The following is a 15,688-nucleotide window of genomic DNA, read 5'->3' as shown; positions in this document are numbered from 1 at the left end:
ATGTATATAGAAAAACCTCGCCTTTGGGCGAGGTTTTTTGTTAGACGTTTTGAACAGCCTGTTCTTTCTGATAGCGAAGCACTGGCTTTCTAGCTGCCAGCGTTTCGTCAAGGCGCTTCACAACCGTTGTATGAGGAGCTTCCTGTACGACTTCAGGCGTTTCTTCTGCTTCTTTTGCAATTTGAATCATCGCATCGATAAACGCATCTAGCGTTTCTTTCGACTCTGTTTCCGTTGGTTCGATCATCATGCACTCTTCTACGATAAGAGGGAAGTAGATCGTCGGCGGATGATAGCCAAAATCAAGCAGTCGTTTCGCGATATCCAATGTGCGCACACCAAGCTTTTTCTGACGTTTTCCTGATAAAACAAATTCGTGCTTACAGTGACGGTCAAACGGCAGCTCATAGTGCTCTGCTAAACGACGCATCATATAGTTGGCATTTAACACAGCATTTTCTGTTACGGCTTTTAAGCCGTCTGGACCCATTGAACGAATATACGTATAAGCGCGAACGTTGATGCCGAAGTTTCCGTAAAACGGCTTTACGCGTCCAATTGACTGAGGACGGTTATAGTCAAAGTGATAGCCTTGTTCTGTTTTCACAAGCACTGGTTTAGGCAAATAAGGAATTAAATCTGCTTTTACCCCTACCGGACCAGAACCAGGACCGCCTCCTCCATGAGGGCCTGTAAACGTTTTATGAAGGTTTAAATGAACCACGTCAAACCCCATATCTCCAGGACGGGCTTTACTTAATACTGCGTTTAAATTTGCACCGTCATAATAAAGCTTTCCACCTGCTGCGTGAACAATTTCAGCCATTTCTAAAATATCTTCTTCAAATAACCCTAGCGTATTTGGGTTTGTTAACATTAAAGCGGCTGTATCTTCTCCCACTACGCGGCGTAAATCCTCTAAGTCCACTAAACCATGTTCATTTGATTTTACCGTTACCGTTTCAAATCCCGCAACTGTTGCCGAAGCAGGGTTCGTTCCGTGAGCTGAGTCTGGAACAATGACTTTTGTTCGCTGCGTCTCACCATTTGCTTCATGATAGGCACGAATCATCATAAGCCCGGTCCACTCGCCATGAGCACCCGCTGCTGGCTGAAGTGTTACTTCATCCATTCCCGTAATTTCTGTTAAATGCTCTTGTAAATCATATAAAAGTTCGAGAGCACCTTGAACCGTTTGCTCATCTTGAAGCGGATGAATATGCGCTAGCCCAGCAATCCGTGCTGCTTGTTCATTCACTTTTGGATTATATTTCATCGTGCATGAACCAAGCGGATAAAACCCTGAGTCCACTCCGTGATTTCGTTTTGAAAGCGCGGTGTAATGACGCATAATATCGAGTTCTGATACTTCAGGAAGCTCAGGAGCTTCGGTACGGACATACGCTTTTCCAAGCAGCTCTTCAGCATTTACTTGCGGAACATCTAACTCCGGCAATGAATAGCCGATTCGCCCTTCTTTACTGCTTTCAAAAATAAGTGATTGATTTTGATTAAGCATGAAGATCCCCCAATTCATTTACAAGTTGGTCAATTTCCTCTTTTGTACGGAGTTCTGTAAAAGCAAGCAGCATGTGATTTTCAAGCGCTTGGTTATCACGGCTAAGATCATAACCGCCAATTATTTTTGATGCTAATAAATGATTGTTTGCTTCTGTTACCGAAACAGGAAGCTTCACGACTAATTCGTTAAAAAACGGTCCTTCAAATGCTACATTTACCCCTTTTGCCTTTAACGCTTCATATGCATAATGCGTTTTTGATAAGTTTTGCAGCGCCATTTCTTTTACACCTTGCTTGCCTAAAGCTGTCATGGCAACTGATGCCGCTAAAGCATTTAACGCTTGATTTGAACAAATGTTAGACGTCGCTTTATCACGGCGTATATGCTGCTCACGAGCTTGAAGGGTTAAAACAAACCCTCGCTTACCGTTTTCATCCACCGTTTGCCCTACTAATCGTCCTGGAATTTTCCGCATAAGCTTAGACGTAGTTGCAAAGTATCCGCAGTGCGGGCCTCCAAATTGACTTGGAATACCAAATGGCTGTGCATCTCCAATGACAATATCAGCTCCAAATTCTCCAGGAGGCGTAAGTAAACCTAATGATAAAGGATTGCTTGAAACCACAAACATACATTTTTCTTGATGAGTAATTTCTTCAATTTCTTTTAACGGCTCGATTTGTCCGTAGAAATTTGGATACTGGACAATAACAGCTGCCACGTCACTTCCCATCTCTTTTTCTAATGCAATCATATCTGTTACGCCGTCTGCTGCAGGGATTTCTACCACTTCAATGTATTGACCCTTCGCATACGTTTTTAACACATCTTTTGACTCAGGGTGAACGGCCGCAGAGACAAGTACTTTTTTCTTTTTCGTTTGACCCGCACTGAGCATAGCGGCTTCTGCTAAAGCAGTTCCTCCGTCATACATAGAAGAATTGGCCACGTCCATCCCCGTTAACTCACAAATCATTGTTTGAAATTCAAAGATGGCCTGAAGTTCTCCTTGAGAAATTTCCGGTTGATACGGAGTATAGGCCGTATAAAATTCTGAACGAGAAATAACATGATCAACAATAACCGGCATGTAATGATCGTAAACTCCTGCTCCTAAAAAAGAAGCATAGTCTTTTAAATGAGCATTTTTAGCAGCCATATTATTTAATTCTTTTAACAACTGAGGCTCTGAAGCCGCTTTTTTAATATTGTATTCTCCTTGAAAACGAACGCGCTGCGGAATATCTGAAAATAAATCATCAACAGATGAAACACCAATTGCTGCTAACATTTGCTGCTGATCTTGTTCTGTCATTGGTAAATAGCGATGTAACATGTTAAATTCCTCCCCAAAGCTTACTTTGAACGTTTATAAAAAGGTGTTGAAACCACTTTTGCTTTTAAGCGTTTTTTCCGAACCTGCACTTCCACTTCTTGACCAAGCTCTGTATACTCTGCTGATAATAGCGCTAAACCGATGTTTTTCTTTAATGTCGGTGACTGTGTACCTGTTGTCACAAATCCAATTTGTTCTTCATCTGCAAATACTTCGTAACCGTGTCTTGGTATACCTTTATCAATCATTTCAATTCCTACCAGCTTACGAGGTGCCCCGCTTTCACGCTGTTCTTTTAACACTTCTTTTCCAATAAAGCTGTCTTTGTTCGTCTTTACTGCAAATCCAATTCGAGCTTCAATGGGCGTAATATCTTTTGAAAGCTCTTGGCCATATAAAGCCAAAGTAGCTTCAAAACGAAGCGTATCGCGAGCTCCTAGTCCGCAAGGCAACACACCGTCCTCACTTCCTGCTTCTAAAATAGCCGTCCACAAGTGAGAGGCGTCAGCTGAAGAACAATAAATTTCAAAACCATCTTCTCCGGTATATCCAGTACGTGAAACGAGAGCATTTACATTCGCTACTTCTACATCATCAGCAAATGTAAATGGCTTTAATGAAGCTAAATTTTCATTCGTTAACGTTTGTAAAACTTTTTCTGCTAAAGGACCTTGTAATGCTAGCTGCGCAGTTTCATCAGATTGATTAACGAGCGTTACATCTCCTTGTTTGTGAGACACAAGCCACTCATAGTCTTTTTGAATATTAGCAGCGTTTACGACCAGCAAATACTCTTGATCTGCTTTTTTGTAAATCAGCAAATCATCTACCGTGCCTCCGTCTTCATAACACATAGCCGTATACTGCGCTTTTCCATCTACAAGGGTAGAAACGTCATTTGTCATCGTATGCTGAAGAAAAGCTAAGCTATCAGCTCCTGTCACAAGAATTTCTCCCATATGAGAGACATCAAAAAGACCTGCCTTTGTACGTACAGCTTCATGCTCTTCTTTAATAGAAGAAAATTGAACGGGAAGAGCCCATCCTCCAAAATCAATTGTTTTGGCACCATATTTTTGATAGGTATCATAAAGCGGCGTTTTGTGTAATTCTGTTGTCATATTTATGTCCTCCTCTTTTTCACGTGAAACTTTTCATAACGGGGAGTTTTCAAATAGTGTGGGGATCACTATGTATCCAAACAAAAAAGGACAGAAAACCCCCTACTGTATTTAGTAGGAAGTCTCTGTCCTTTTCACCTGAAAGTTTACCTATAAACGAATAGGTTTGCCTCGTGGGTGGTCTATAAACGCATAGACACTCTCCAGAGCTGCGTCAAACAAGAGTCTTTTTGCCTGAGAGATTCACAATTTTATTGCTTGCTCCTTCGGCGCTACATTCAAGTAGTCTCTCCCCGTGTCGTCATTCGCTTCTATAAAGTTGGTAAAGTTGGGCATACTACTGAAAGATGTATCTTTCTTTATTCACACAATCATTTGTAAAGTGCTAATCTATTTTCTTTTTCAAATTTTCTAAATATATTTTTATCCTACCTGATTCTTATCATTTGTTCAATAAAAATTTTTTACAAAGGAGCATTTTTATCATGAAAGTGAAATTAAACATCGATGAAACATGGGAAGCAGCCTTCTCAACTAAATTGGAGCAAGACGGCCCTTGGTCTGCATGGGATTTGTATAAACTTGCCTATGAAATAGAAGACCAAACGCTTATCTCAGAATTTGAAGGGCTACAAAGCCCAAAACATTTAGCCGATTTAACGCCGCTTCCTCATCAACTCGAAGTAGCCAAACAAGTAGTCGAAACAATGAATGGGAAAGCCATTTTAGCAGATGAAGTAGGACTAGGGAAAACGATTGAAGCAGGGTTAATTTTGAAGGAATATATGATTCGCGGGCTTGTTAAAAAAGTTCTCATTTTAGTTCCAGCTTCGCTTGTTTCACAGTGGGCTATGGAATTGAATCAAAAATTTTATATTCCCGCGGTCCCTCAAAGAAAATCATATGTGTGGGATCAGTGTGACATCGTTGTATCTTCAATTGATACAGCAAAACGTTCCCCTCATCGAGAAATTGTGCTAGAACAAGACTACGACCTCATCATCATTGATGAAGCTCATAAACTTAAAAACAACAAAACAAAAAACTATGAATTTGTTCAAAGCCTGAAAAAGAAATTTTGTCTGTTGCTAACCGCAACACCGATTCAAAATCGAATTGAAGAAATTTTCAACTTAGTCTCTCTTTTAAAGCCTGGCCATCTCGGCAATAAAGACTATTTCGAAGAATTATTTTCTGCTAAAAAACGCTCTTTGCAAAACGATGAGCACTTAAAAGAGCTTGTTAACAAAGTTATGATTCGAAATCGCCGCCATGATACTGGTATCGAATGGACGAAGCGAATTGTTCAAACCATTCCTGTTGAATTTTCACCGAAAGAACGCGAGCTATACGATGCGATTACGTCTTTTAAAGGAAACGGACTGCACCCTTCAAGTGCTTTTTCAATTTTAACCCTGCAGCGAGAGGCCTGCAGCAGCCGTGAAGCGGTGTATATGACATTAAAAAACATGCTGGAACGTCAGGAAGATCAAAACAGCGCATTAACGGAACATATGATTACTCCGTTAATGCAACTACTTCAGCAAGTGCCGCAAAATGCAAAAGCAGAAAAAGTTCTGGAGCTCGTTCAAAAAATTGATGACAAAGTTATTATTTTCACTGAGTACAGAGCAACTCAACTGTACTTACAGTGGTATTTAAAACAGCATGGAATTACCTCTGTACCGTTTAGAGGAGGATTTAAGCGAGGTAAAAAAGACTGGATGAAGCAGCTTTTTGAAAGCCACGCGCAAGTATTTATTGCCACTGAAGCGGGCGGAGAAGGAATCAACCTTCAGTTTTGTCATCATATTATTAACTATGATCTACCGTGGAATCCAATGCGTCTAGAACAGCGAATTGGAAGGGTACATCGTTTAGGTCAAAAGCATGATGTTCACATTTACAATTTAGCGATTCAACATACGGTCGAAGAACATATTTTAAAATTGTTATACGAAAAAATAAACCTTTTTGAACGAGTTGTTGGAGAGTTAGATGATATTTTAACAAAGCTTGATTTAAAAAATATCGAAGAGCATATTCAAGATATTTTATTTCATTCACGGAGTGAAGGAGAAATAAAAATCAAAATGGAGAACTTGACGTCTATTATTCAATACGAAGACAGCGAGGAGGATCAGCATGCAGCAAACTGATATTCATCAATTTTTAAAGCGTTACTTTCTAGCTAATAATTGTTCTATTGTCACAGAAACACCATCTTATCTAAAGGTTCAATTAACAATCGAACTTGACAAAGAGTTGATGAATCGTCCATTTTATTGGCATTATGTTGAAAAGACAGGCGGAGAAGCAAATCCTGCTTCACTCACTTTCATTACAGATCCCGCGTTTGAAGACGATTCTGTTCAAGGAGAACGAATTCATTTTGGCTCACCTAGGCTGCATCAAATTTTCGCTTCTACTCAAAAGCTAGGCGGGTTTATTCATCTGTATGAACAAGTTTCATCAGCTCAGCCAACAAATCAGCCTTTACACCCTTGGCTTGCGTTAAATATTAAAGTCTCATACAAATGCGACCGTAAAAAGGATGAGCTCTTGTCGCTTGGCATTAATTTAATTAACGGACAAATCGTTGAATCATTTCATGAATCAATCATTAATCAAAATTTATCATCTAAAATCTCGGACTATTGCTTTACTCTTTCACCTTTTATTAAGCCGAAAAGTGCGATTGCACGACTCACATCATACGTGACTGACTACGTTAAAACTCAACCGACTGAATGGGCAGAAAAAGCGCAGGAAAGATGGTACGAAGACTTAGCGCTTCTTGATCATTTTTACGAAACAGCAGAAGAGCTGCCAGAAATATATATGACCGAAAAAACAGCGCTTCAAGAGCTATACGAGCCGACGATCTTATTTAAGTTTATAAACGGTGGCTTATTTTACATATCGCCAGAAACGATGTCACGTCAATTTAATAAAACACAAGCCGGTTAAAAAAAGATGAGCATATGATATGCTCATCTTTCTTTTTTCTTTCGGTACCACAGCATAAACGACAGTGGAATCATTCCAAACCATCTGTTCGCAAAAGGTGCTCGCTCTTCTTTTTTTTGAATCTTTTTCGTTTTCCTCTCTTCTTTTGGCTGATCCATATATTGTACAAATTGCTGAGTCATATATTTTACATAATCATTCGTTTTCATATAATCATCTCCTCAGCACTATTATATCCGGAGAGAAAGAGACTTAATCCGTCCACTTCACAATGTGTTGGTCCTTTTTTTGAATATATGCGGTTTCTGTCAATGCTCTTCCTTGCAGTGTTTGACACTTTATTTTTAGGATAATCATCTGTTCATCTTCACTTACTACGTCGTATGAAACCGTACCCGTTTCTAACACTAAGGGTGCAGATGGAGATTTATTATGTTCTTTTATTTCTTTTTTTACATGTACAACCGCGTTTTCTAAAAGATGCTGCAGACGATTTTTCTGCTCTACTTCTTGATAAAATGAACTTTTCGTCACAAAATAAGTAGTTTGCTGAGCTACTAACAGAAGAAAAAGCGCACAAAATGCCAACACAACCGGGAGAATAAACCCTTGCTCATTATGTTTCATAAGCAAGCATCAAAAACGTCGTAATGGTTTCTTCTCTAACTTTGTTAACACCGTCTGTTGAACGAATCAGCAGCCTTTCTTTTTGCTGTTCATACATGATATTCTTAATATGCTGCAGCACAACTTCATGACCACTTTCATCCACTTGTCTTCTTATCTTGTCTTCGTATCGTTCATAAGTGATGATCTGATTATTTTCCATTTTCAACGTAAGCGTAGTCGCATGAATTCTCACTTCTTTTGCTTCTCGATATTCCATAGCAAGTTGATTCACAAAAATTTCCCACTCCATTTCATTCATACTAAAGTCTGGATTATATGTTTGCTTAGCTAGCGGAATGATAATGGGGAAAAATGAAACAATGATCAAAAAAAGAGCAAAACTGACTAACATCTCTACAAGCGTAAAGCCTTTTTCACTTTTCACTTCAACATCACATCACACTTCTTTTTCATTTTATCAGCGGAATCTGTCCATTCTACACAAAGCTTTTGAGCACTTTCTCCGTTCCACTTCAGATAAAACACAACGTTTTCTTTTACGATTTTTTCTCGCCGTTTATATCCTGTTTCATATTTATATTTCAATAGCTCTTCGTGCAAGATAGCATCAGCTTGATACGAAACATATTGCTTCTTTTCTTCTTCCTTCATCTGAACATACAAAGGAATAATTGTACCGGTTAGGAGTAAAAGCATGCTAAATGAAACAAGCATTTCTAACAAGGTATAGCCCTGCTGACCCTTACATCTTGTCCACATAAAAACGCCCTCTACCTATTTGAAAAGTAACTTTGTATTTAAACTTTTGACTGCTGATAAAAATGGTCTTTGCTTGAGAAATATTGCCGTTTTTGTTGTATTGTATCGTGGAATTGCCGCTTCCAAACGTGATATGAATGGTGGAGTCATAGGCGCGCTTATAAAGAACGGCACGAGAATCAGAAACAATATATTCTGTTCCCTTCGGTGCAAAGTTAATTTTAATTGGAGATTCTCGGTTCATGGCTGTCTGCTGCACATAAAACGTGTCGCTTTGCAGCTGTCGCAAGAATAATGTGATTTTGTAATATTCCACAAGCGGCCGAATGGTTACGATAATGGAAAACATCATCACTTGCACAATAAATAAAACCATCAGCATCTCAATGAGGGTAAATCCTTTTTGCTTAAGAAGAACCACTAGCCGTAACCTTTCCGGTACCGTCAATTTGAATAGCTTGACCATTTGGACACACGGTGCCTTCTTTTAAGTAACCTCCTGCTTCAAGCTCTTCTAGACTTGGTTTTTCGCCGTTTTCAAGCTCATATACTTGTACCTCAGCCTCTACGGTTTTGACAAGAGCTGAGCAGCCTTTGTTGTTAATAACCGTATTATGCTTTAATACATTTGGAATCATAATGAGCAAAAGCACGGTAATAACGAGCATAACGATTAACATTTCAATAAGGGTAAACCCTTTATTACCTTTTAGAATCATATTCTTTCACCCTTCTACAAGCTCGACATCACTTCTAACATCGGAAGCATAACGGACATATACATAAGCAGAATGACAATTCCGATGAACAAAAATGTAAGCGGCTGTACATATTTTAAAATACGAAAAATAAATTGTTCCATTCTTTCCATCATAAATAGACTGTAATCATACAGCTCTTGAGAAAGCTCACCGTTCTGCTGGCCATGCACAATAACATGAGCCAAGTCTTTTTCATAATGAGATTTAGCTGAAACGATATGATCTAATCGCATTCCTGAGGAAAGTTGATCTGTAAAAGCAAAAGCTTCCACTTGAAAGAACGGATGATGCTCCTGCTTTTGAAAAAGAGCAAAACATTCATAAATAGATAAACCACCGTTTAATAAATTGCTCATATGAACAGAAAAAAAGTAGGAGTTAAATAGTCGTGTGAACGTTCGGATAACGGGAACTCTCATAAAAAGCTGCATTTGAACTACTGGAGGCAATTTTTTAATGTAAATTACATAAAACAAATAAAGGATGATTGGCATACTGATGACTGCAGGTAACACAAAAGGAAAGAACGACATCGCCTGCATAAATAAGAGGATAAACGAAGACTGCCTGTTTCCAAAGGATAAGTACAGAGCTTCAAACTGCGGAAGTAAAACCGTACTTAAAACAAATAAAATGGAAAGAATAAACAGAAGTAGCAATACGGGATATTGAACAAGCTTTTGAAATTTTTTACGATGCCTTACTTTTTCTTCAATCATTGAGCTACTTTCTTTTAAAGCAAATTGAAGGTTTCCATGCTGTTCCGCAAAATATAAATAGCTTAAAATATCACGGTGAAACTGAAGTTTAACAAAAGCATCGTGCAAAGATTCTCCTCGTTTTAACTGCTCAAGACATTTTTCAATATCCGTTTTTTCTTTGTTAGATACTTGAAACGTCAAAAATGAAAGAGCTTGAGAAAGAGTGTAGCCTTTTTCTAAGAGCTTGGAGACCCGCTTAAGAATTTTTGCTTGCTGAGCGAGAGACCACCTTTTTTGTCTATTTGTCTTTACCCCCATCCGTCTAGCGAATGCGGATATAAATAGCCTAGCGCGATTCCTTTTAGAATAACATCTCGGAGCGTCTTATAATCATAATCCGCATTTTCTCCTTTCACTTCTCTCATCACTGCGCTAAGCTCCTTGCCATAAAGCAATTCGTATATGCTGGACTGACGATGCTTCCTCATTTTTTTACAAGCAGGGTGGCATTTTCCCGAACACAGCGGACAGCGAATTTCTACAAGACGCTGTGCAGCTACTGCTACAAGAGTCTGCTCCATTTCTTGAAAGCTAACGCCAAACTCAAGCAGCCTGTACAAAGATCCTTTTGTATCTTTAGTATGCATCGTTGTCAAAACCAAGTGTCCGGTAAGCGCTGCTCTCACAGCAATTTTGGCGGTCTCACTATCTCTTATTTCTCCCACCATGATAATGTCTGGATCATGGCGCAATATAGCTTTTAAACCAGTCGTATACGTAATCCCTGCGCGTTCATTTACCTGCACTTGAAGCACGGTTTCACTCGGTTTTTCAATAGGATCTTCTAGTGTAATAACATTTCGATTAAAAAGGTGCTTTACTTCGTGTAAAAGAGTATATAGAGTAGTGGTTTTACCTGATCCTGTAGGACCGGTAAAAATAATTAATCCATGAGAGAATTTCAAGAGAGAAATAAGCTTTTTAGTATGTTCAGGAAAAAGAGATAAATGTTTGAGAGAGGTAGATTGTTGATGGGGCAAAAGCCGAATAACAAGACTTTCATCATGAGAAGTAGGAAGAGTTGATAAACGCAAATTTACTTGATAGTGATCAACGGAAGTGGTCAATGCACCATTTTGAGGTTTTCTGCGCTCCCCAATATCCATTCCCCCTAAAAATTTAAAATGCGAAATGAGCCGTTCAGACATTTCCTTTGAAATAACCCTCTTTAAAATAAGCTCCTGGTCAATTCGCAGCTGAATCACAGCATCTTTCTTTCGGGGCACAATATGCACATCAGAACTTCGACACTCACATGCATCTCGTATAACGTAAGTAGCAAACTGTTCAATTTCGGTCAAACGATCATCACTCCTTTATTTGTAATGAAGATGATTCTTAAAACACCTAGAAACAGTAATTTCGACCCTTTTCGAGATTTTCCTCCTTCTTTTTTCATTTTTATAATTTTTTTCGTATACGCTTCTTTTCTTCGCTTCAGTCCTTGTACACGATGTACAACTTCTGTACACCTCTAAACGATTACATAAAAAAAGACAACGTGATGTAAAACTCTACGCTGTCGTTTTATTCGTTATTTACTGAATTGAGCTTCTTCATCATGTATGCTTACACAACTAGAGACGCAAGACTTGTTTTTTTCTTGACCAAATTTTTAAGTGCAGATTCGTTATAACCTACTACAAGCTTTTTGCCATCCGTTAAAATGGGGCGGCGAAGCAAACGAGGATGTTCAATTAATAGATTGACTACTTGTGATAACGTCATGCTGTCCACATCAACATTTAACTTTTTATATTCCTGACTTCTTTTAGCAAGAAGTTCATCCATCCCTTCTGTTGTCATAGAAAGAAGTTCAAGCATTTCTTTATGAGTAGGTGTTTCTCTAAATAAATGACGCTCTTTAAAATTTACATCTTCCTTCACTAGCCACTTTTTCGTTTTACGACATGATGTACAGCTCGGGTACGTATAAAATTTAATTTCTTCCATATGAAACCCTCCCGTTTTTTAGTTATAGATTGTTTATATACATTGTACACGTTTTGTATAACCTTTGTATAGTATTTTGCATACGTTTTGTATAACTTTTTTTCTTCTGTCGTATTTCAAGGAAAAGATAGCGTTTTCAGGAAAGAAAGGATGTATTATAATGGAAAAGTATCGATATAGTTTCATAAGTGCTTTCTAGTGCTTACACAGCGATGACATTCATCATGACACTAACTAAGTTTGATAAAGGAGGAAATGGACGTGGAACGAATGTACCGTGTAATGGGGTTCTGGACAGCAATTTTCACTGTAATGTTTTACCTCGGTCACATGCATAAGACTTCTTTACTCTTTTTAGCTCAAACAGGCTTTTTTGTAATTCTTAGTTATTTAAAGCTGTCTGAAAGAATGTACATTTACGTTTTTGGAGCATATTTGACCGTCTTTTTTGTGGGGTTCACGTACTGGTCAACTTTTATGATGACACCAGGACAGTAAAGAGAAAAGCGATGGGCTTCCATCGCTTTTTGTATTCTTAAAACCCATTTAGAAAAGGATTTTGATCCATTTCGTGTCCCACAGTTGTTTCAGGTCCGTGACCGCTTAGTACAAGCGTATCTTCTGGAAGGGACAGCAATTTCGATTCGATGCTTTCTAACAGCTGAGCTTGATTACCTCCAGGTAAATCTGTGCGCCCGATGCCGCCTGCAAAAAGCGCGTCACCAGATACTACAAAGTTACCCGGTTTGAAATAATATGAAACGCTGCCAGGAGAATGACCAGGCGTTTCATACACCTCGAATTGGAATGAACCGATTGTTAAATTGCCTTCTGATGAAATAATATCGGTTGCATCTGGAGCTGTAATTTCTCCTAGGTCAAAAAATTTCGACCCGTTTAAGTCACTATTATGAAGCCATTCTTTTTCGTTTTTATGTACATAAAGCGGGATAGAGTAGTGATTCATCACCTCATCTACTCCTCCAATGTGATCGAAATGAGCGTGTGTCAGCAAAATAGCTAATGGTTTATACGTTTGTTTTTCGAGAAATTCAACGAGCTGTTTTCCCTGAGCTCCCGGATCAAAAATTAAACATTCTTTTTTTTCGTTAGCAACGACATAACAATTCGTTTGAATAGGTCCTAGCGGTATACGATGATAGTTCATAATGTGTCCTCCTTGTGTAAATTTATTTCCGTTATATGCATTATCATACACACATCATCTTATAAATGAAAGTAAGGACCTTTCTAAGCCAAAGAAGCAAAAGAAAGATTGGTTTTCATCTCGACAAACGGTTAGAAAAGTTTTACAATTGAAGGGATAAGCTAATGATAGCGCTTTAATTTTAAGTTACCTAAAGGAGGTTTCTTCGAGTGGGTCTTATGATTATTTTTGCACTAACAACATTGCTAGGCGTATTTGCAGCTATTTCATCTTTGAGAAATAAAAACATATTAGGCATTGGTTTTTCGGTACTAACATTCGGTGTATTCGGATGGTTTACCGTGATGACCATCATACATCACGGCTATCCGGCGGTACATCATTAAAAAAGCCATGCAAAGCATATGCTTTGCGTGGCTTTTTAAATAGACAGATAATCCATTGCCGCAACTAAAATAGCTTTAGTCGGATTATATACGCGCGATATTTGAGATAAAGGCAGCGGATTAATCCCTTTCCCCAATTCTAGGGTGAACCCCAGCTTTTTCTTTTCTAAAATAAACCAATCCTTAAATCCCGCGTGACTATCAATCGTTTTGACAGCTTTATAACCGCTTACCCTTTCAAAATAGCTTGCTATTTCCTCTGCTTCCTCAGGCTCTTCATTCATATACCCCCAATAAAATTCTTCTCCTTGGGTATGTAAAGCAATCACACAATCAAAATCATGACGCTCAACGAGTTTTACCATTGCCTGAGCTTCAGGTTCAGAGAGAGATTCATAGCCTGGAAAATCTCGATAATGCGGCGCTTTAGGTTCTTTACGCTTTTTTTCGATTTCCCAATAAGCCGGAAACTGATTGTTTAAGTCCACCCCTCGGATATTTGCTTTCCAGCTTTGAAAATCTGGAAAATCCCTCCCTATTTTAGAAAGAAAAGACGCATAAGGTTCGCCTACACCAGGACCTTTTAAGACCAGATCTACTCCGTCTGGGTTAACAATTGGAACTGCAGAAAGCGTAATTTGATTAAAAAGAGCTCTTGAATCTTGCCCGTTCAACGCCTGATCATAATGAAGAGCAGCTAAATAATCTTCCATAAACTGTAGAAGAACATTTGTCGTAATCCATTCATTAGCATGAAACGACGCATTGATATGAACCTTTCTCTTTCCGTTTCCAATTAAAATATGTGGAATCGGCTTTCCAAGCACGCTGCACCCTATCCATTCAAGAGAACCATAGGGATAATAAGTCAAAAGTGTTTGTATGTCTTTTATGGTTCGCTTGTAATCGTAAGGCTTTTGGATATCTATAATTCGCATAATCTTCACTCCTTTACACTATGTATATGTAAAGATTGAAAAGATGCATGATAAAAAAGCGCTTTGACATTTAGTCAAAGCGCTTTTTTATCTCAGTTAGATTCATGCTTATTATTCAAAATAGGATTTAACTAACCAAGCTCCTCCAATAATTCCCGCATCGTTTCCTAAAGTAGCGATTGCTAGCTCAGCACCTTGCGCTACGCGAGGAAATGCAAAACGTTTGAAATAATCTCTTACCGGTGCAAGTAATACCTCGCCTGCACGAGACACACCGCCACCTAGAACGATTTTCTCAGGGTTTAATGCATTAGCAGAGTTTGCTAGTGCTAGGCCTAAATGAAAGGCAACTTTATCTACAACATGCATAGCTAACTCGTCTTTTGAACGAGCTGCATCAAATACATCTTTAGATGTAACTTGTCCGTTTTGTTCTAACACTGTGCGAAGCTCACTTGGTTTGTCCGTTTCCGTTAACTCTTCCATCGTTAAACGTACAATCCCAGTTGCTGAAGCAATTGTTTCTAAACAGCCGGTTTTGCCGCAGTTACACGGTGCCCCGCCTTCAGGAATAGATGTGATGTGGCCAATCTCACCAGCTGCTCCATTTACGCCTTGTACAATTTCACCGTTGGCAATGACGCCGCCGCCAACACCTGTGCCAAGCGTAACGCACAGCAAATCTTTTGCTCCGTCTCCAGCACCTTTCCACATTTCTCCAATCGCTGCAATGTTTGCATCATTGTCTACTACAACAGGAAGGGAAGTTTCTACTTCCAAGATATCTTTGATAGGGAATTTTTCCCAACCTAAATTGACAGCTACTTCAATCGAACCGTTTGCAAAGTTGACAGGCCCCGGTGCACCAATACCAATTCCCACCAACCTTGACTTTACTTCTCCAAGATCGTTTAACTTTTTATCAATTGCTTTTGCAATATCTGTTGGAATCTTACGGCCTTGCTCGCTCACATCCGTATTAATTTCCCACTTGTGAATGATTTCTCCATAATGATTAATAAAGGCCATTTTTATTGTTGTACCGCCTAAATCAACTCCAACTAACCATTTGTCATCCATGTTCATTCATCCTTTTTCTCTTTTTGTTGTTTTAACTCTCGACGAAGCAAAAGAATTGCCATTTGGTAATCACGTACATCAATCAAATTAGACTGATATAATTCTTTTACTTCCGCTTCCATCAGCTCTAAATCAGCAGTACGATCGCCTACGTATATAAAAATGCCGAAGGACTTTAATAATTGTTGTACATCATATAACGTATTCATTCTGTCACCTTTATCCTATTTTCTAGGTGATATGATTCATTTATTTTGAGATAACTCAACAGTCATTCAGTCATAAACAGCGGCCGTATTTAAC

Annotated in this window: 20 protein-coding genes and 1 riboswitch; of the genes, 4 read left to right on the top strand and 16 right to left on the bottom strand. The window is 38.8% G+C overall.

Annotated features, from left to right (window positions below):
- Window positions 1-40 precede the first annotated feature (40 nt).
- The 3 genes from gcvPB to gcvT are packed head-to-tail and all read right to left on the bottom strand — an operon-like array spanning window position 41 to window position 3,979.
- Window positions 41-1,519: an aminomethyl-transferring glycine dehydrogenase subunit GcvPB gene (gcvPB, locus tag ACWATA_RS02175; protein ID WP_328132614.1), complete on the bottom strand. Its 1,479-nt coding sequence runs from the start codon at window positions 1,517-1,519 to the stop codon at window positions 41-43.
- Window positions 1,512-2,858: an aminomethyl-transferring glycine dehydrogenase subunit GcvPA gene (gcvPA, locus tag ACWATA_RS02170; RefSeq protein ID WP_034271036.1), complete on the bottom strand. Its 1,347-nt coding sequence runs from the start codon at window positions 2,856-2,858 to the stop codon at window positions 1,512-1,514. The genes gcvPB and gcvPA overlap by 8 nt, the downstream gene beginning before the upstream one ends.
- 20 nt (window positions 2,859-2,878) lie before the next feature.
- Window positions 2,879-3,979 (bottom strand): glycine cleavage system aminomethyltransferase GcvT, encoded by a 1,101-nt coding sequence (gcvT, locus tag ACWATA_RS02165; protein ID WP_098112942.1) that lies wholly within the window; start codon window positions 3,977-3,979, stop codon window positions 2,879-2,881.
- A 212-nt stretch (window positions 3,980-4,191) separates the two neighbouring features.
- A riboswitch (glycine riboswitch) is annotated at window positions 4,192-4,284 on the bottom strand.
- 180 nt (window positions 4,285-4,464) lie between these two features.
- Between gcvT and ACWATA_RS02160 the strand changes: the two genes are divergently transcribed.
- Window positions 4,465-6,138 carry a DEAD/DEAH box helicase gene (locus ACWATA_RS02160; RefSeq protein ID WP_033579702.1) on the top strand — a complete coding sequence of 558 codons (1,674 nt, stop codon included), beginning with the start codon at window positions 4,465-4,467 and terminating at the stop codon, window positions 6,136-6,138.
- Complete coding sequence (locus ACWATA_RS02155; RefSeq protein WP_033579701.1) at window positions 6,125-6,949, top strand: YqhG family protein; 825 nt, start codon at window positions 6,125-6,127, stop codon at window positions 6,947-6,949. The genes ACWATA_RS02160 and ACWATA_RS02155 overlap by 14 nt, the downstream gene beginning before the upstream one ends.
- Before the next feature lie 23 nt (window positions 6,950-6,972).
- On the opposite strand, the gene ACWATA_RS02150 is transcribed toward ACWATA_RS02155, so the two are convergent.
- The 9 genes from ACWATA_RS02150 to ACWATA_RS02110 form a co-directional block, all read right to left on the bottom strand.
- On the bottom strand, window positions 6,973-7,158 hold the full coding sequence (locus ACWATA_RS02150) for a YqzE family protein (RefSeq protein ID WP_013059170.1): 186 nt from the start codon (window positions 7,156-7,158) through the stop codon (window positions 6,973-6,975).
- A 43-nt stretch (window positions 7,159-7,201) separates the two neighbouring features.
- Complete coding sequence (gene comGG, locus ACWATA_RS02145; RefSeq protein ID WP_033579700.1) at window positions 7,202-7,576, bottom strand: competence type IV pilus minor pilin ComGG; 375 nt, start codon at window positions 7,574-7,576, stop codon at window positions 7,202-7,204.
- A complete protein-coding gene (comGF, locus tag ACWATA_RS02140) occupies window positions 7,566-8,003 on the bottom strand; it encodes a competence type IV pilus minor pilin ComGF (protein WP_473049560.1) in 438 nt (145 codons plus the stop codon). The genes comGG and comGF overlap by 11 nt, the downstream gene beginning before the upstream one ends.
- Entirely contained in the window at window positions 8,000-8,338 is a 339-nt protein-coding gene (locus tag ACWATA_RS02135) for a type II secretion system protein (protein WP_033579698.1), read from the bottom strand. The genes comGF and ACWATA_RS02135 overlap by 4 nt, the downstream gene beginning before the upstream one ends.
- Window positions 8,322-8,759, bottom strand: coding sequence for a competence type IV pilus minor pilin ComGD (gene comGD, locus ACWATA_RS02130; RefSeq protein WP_016765559.1), 438 nt, complete (start codon window positions 8,757-8,759; stop codon window positions 8,322-8,324). Before comGD ends, ACWATA_RS02135 begins: the two co-directional genes overlap by 17 nt.
- Window positions 8,746-9,057: a competence type IV pilus major pilin ComGC gene (comGC, locus tag ACWATA_RS02125; protein ID WP_016765560.1), complete on the bottom strand. Its 312-nt coding sequence runs from the start codon at window positions 9,055-9,057 to the stop codon at window positions 8,746-8,748. The genes comGD and comGC overlap by 14 nt, the downstream gene beginning before the upstream one ends.
- 14 nt (window positions 9,058-9,071) lie before the next feature.
- Complete coding sequence (gene comGB / locus ACWATA_RS02120; RefSeq protein ID WP_473049559.1) at window positions 9,072-10,118, bottom strand: competence type IV pilus assembly protein ComGB; 1,047 nt, start codon at window positions 10,116-10,118, stop codon at window positions 9,072-9,074.
- Window positions 10,109-11,161 (bottom strand): competence type IV pilus ATPase ComGA, encoded by a 1,053-nt coding sequence (gene comGA / locus ACWATA_RS02115; RefSeq protein WP_028411611.1) that lies wholly within the window; start codon window positions 11,159-11,161, stop codon window positions 10,109-10,111. Before comGA ends, comGB begins: the two co-directional genes overlap by 10 nt.
- A 268-nt stretch (window positions 11,162-11,429) precedes the next feature.
- On the bottom strand, window positions 11,430-11,813 hold the full coding sequence (locus tag ACWATA_RS02110) for a Spx/MgsR family RNA polymerase-binding regulatory protein (RefSeq protein ID WP_028411612.1): 384 nt from the start codon (window positions 11,811-11,813) through the stop codon (window positions 11,430-11,432).
- A gap of 261 nt (window positions 11,814-12,074) precedes the next feature.
- Between ACWATA_RS02110 and ACWATA_RS02105 the strand changes: the two genes are divergently transcribed.
- Complete coding sequence (locus tag ACWATA_RS02105) at window positions 12,075-12,311, top strand: DUF2626 domain-containing protein (protein ID WP_013059179.1); 237 nt, start codon at window positions 12,075-12,077, stop codon at window positions 12,309-12,311.
- A 37-nt stretch (window positions 12,312-12,348) separates the two neighbouring features.
- On the opposite strand, the gene ACWATA_RS02100 is transcribed toward ACWATA_RS02105, so the two are convergent.
- A complete protein-coding gene (locus ACWATA_RS02100) occupies window positions 12,349-12,981 on the bottom strand; it encodes an MBL fold metallo-hydrolase (protein ID WP_028411613.1) in 633 nt (210 codons plus the stop codon).
- Window positions 12,982-13,190: 209 nt separating this feature from the next.
- On the opposite strand from ACWATA_RS02100, the gene ACWATA_RS02095 reads away from it, so the two are divergent.
- Window positions 13,191-13,367, top strand: coding sequence for a DUF2759 domain-containing protein (locus ACWATA_RS02095; protein ID WP_028411614.1), 177 nt, complete (start codon window positions 13,191-13,193; stop codon window positions 13,365-13,367).
- 35 nt (window positions 13,368-13,402) lie between these two features.
- Here the strand turns inward: ACWATA_RS02095 and ACWATA_RS02090 are convergent, their stop codons facing one another.
- The 3 genes from ACWATA_RS02090 to ACWATA_RS02080 all read right to left on the bottom strand — a co-directional run bounded on the left by ACWATA_RS02090 (window position 13,403) and on the right by ACWATA_RS02080 (window position 15,594).
- Entirely contained in the window at window positions 13,403-14,305 is a 903-nt protein-coding gene (locus tag ACWATA_RS02090) for a M14 family metallopeptidase (RefSeq protein WP_028411615.1), read from the bottom strand.
- 111 nt (window positions 14,306-14,416) lie between these two features.
- Window positions 14,417-15,385 (bottom strand): ROK family glucokinase, encoded by a 969-nt coding sequence (locus ACWATA_RS02085; RefSeq protein WP_013059183.1) that lies wholly within the window; start codon window positions 15,383-15,385, stop codon window positions 14,417-14,419.
- Between the two features lie 2 nt (window positions 15,386-15,387).
- Window positions 15,388-15,594, bottom strand: coding sequence for a YqgQ family protein (locus ACWATA_RS02080; RefSeq protein WP_028411617.1), 207 nt, complete (start codon window positions 15,592-15,594; stop codon window positions 15,388-15,390).
- Window positions 15,595-15,688: the final 94 nt, after the last annotated feature.

It is taken from the genome of Priestia sp. USM5, assembly GCF_058323215.1.
The sequence above is the reverse complement of the archived record's forward strand: the minus strand, read 5'-3'. Positions and strand labels throughout refer to the sequence as shown.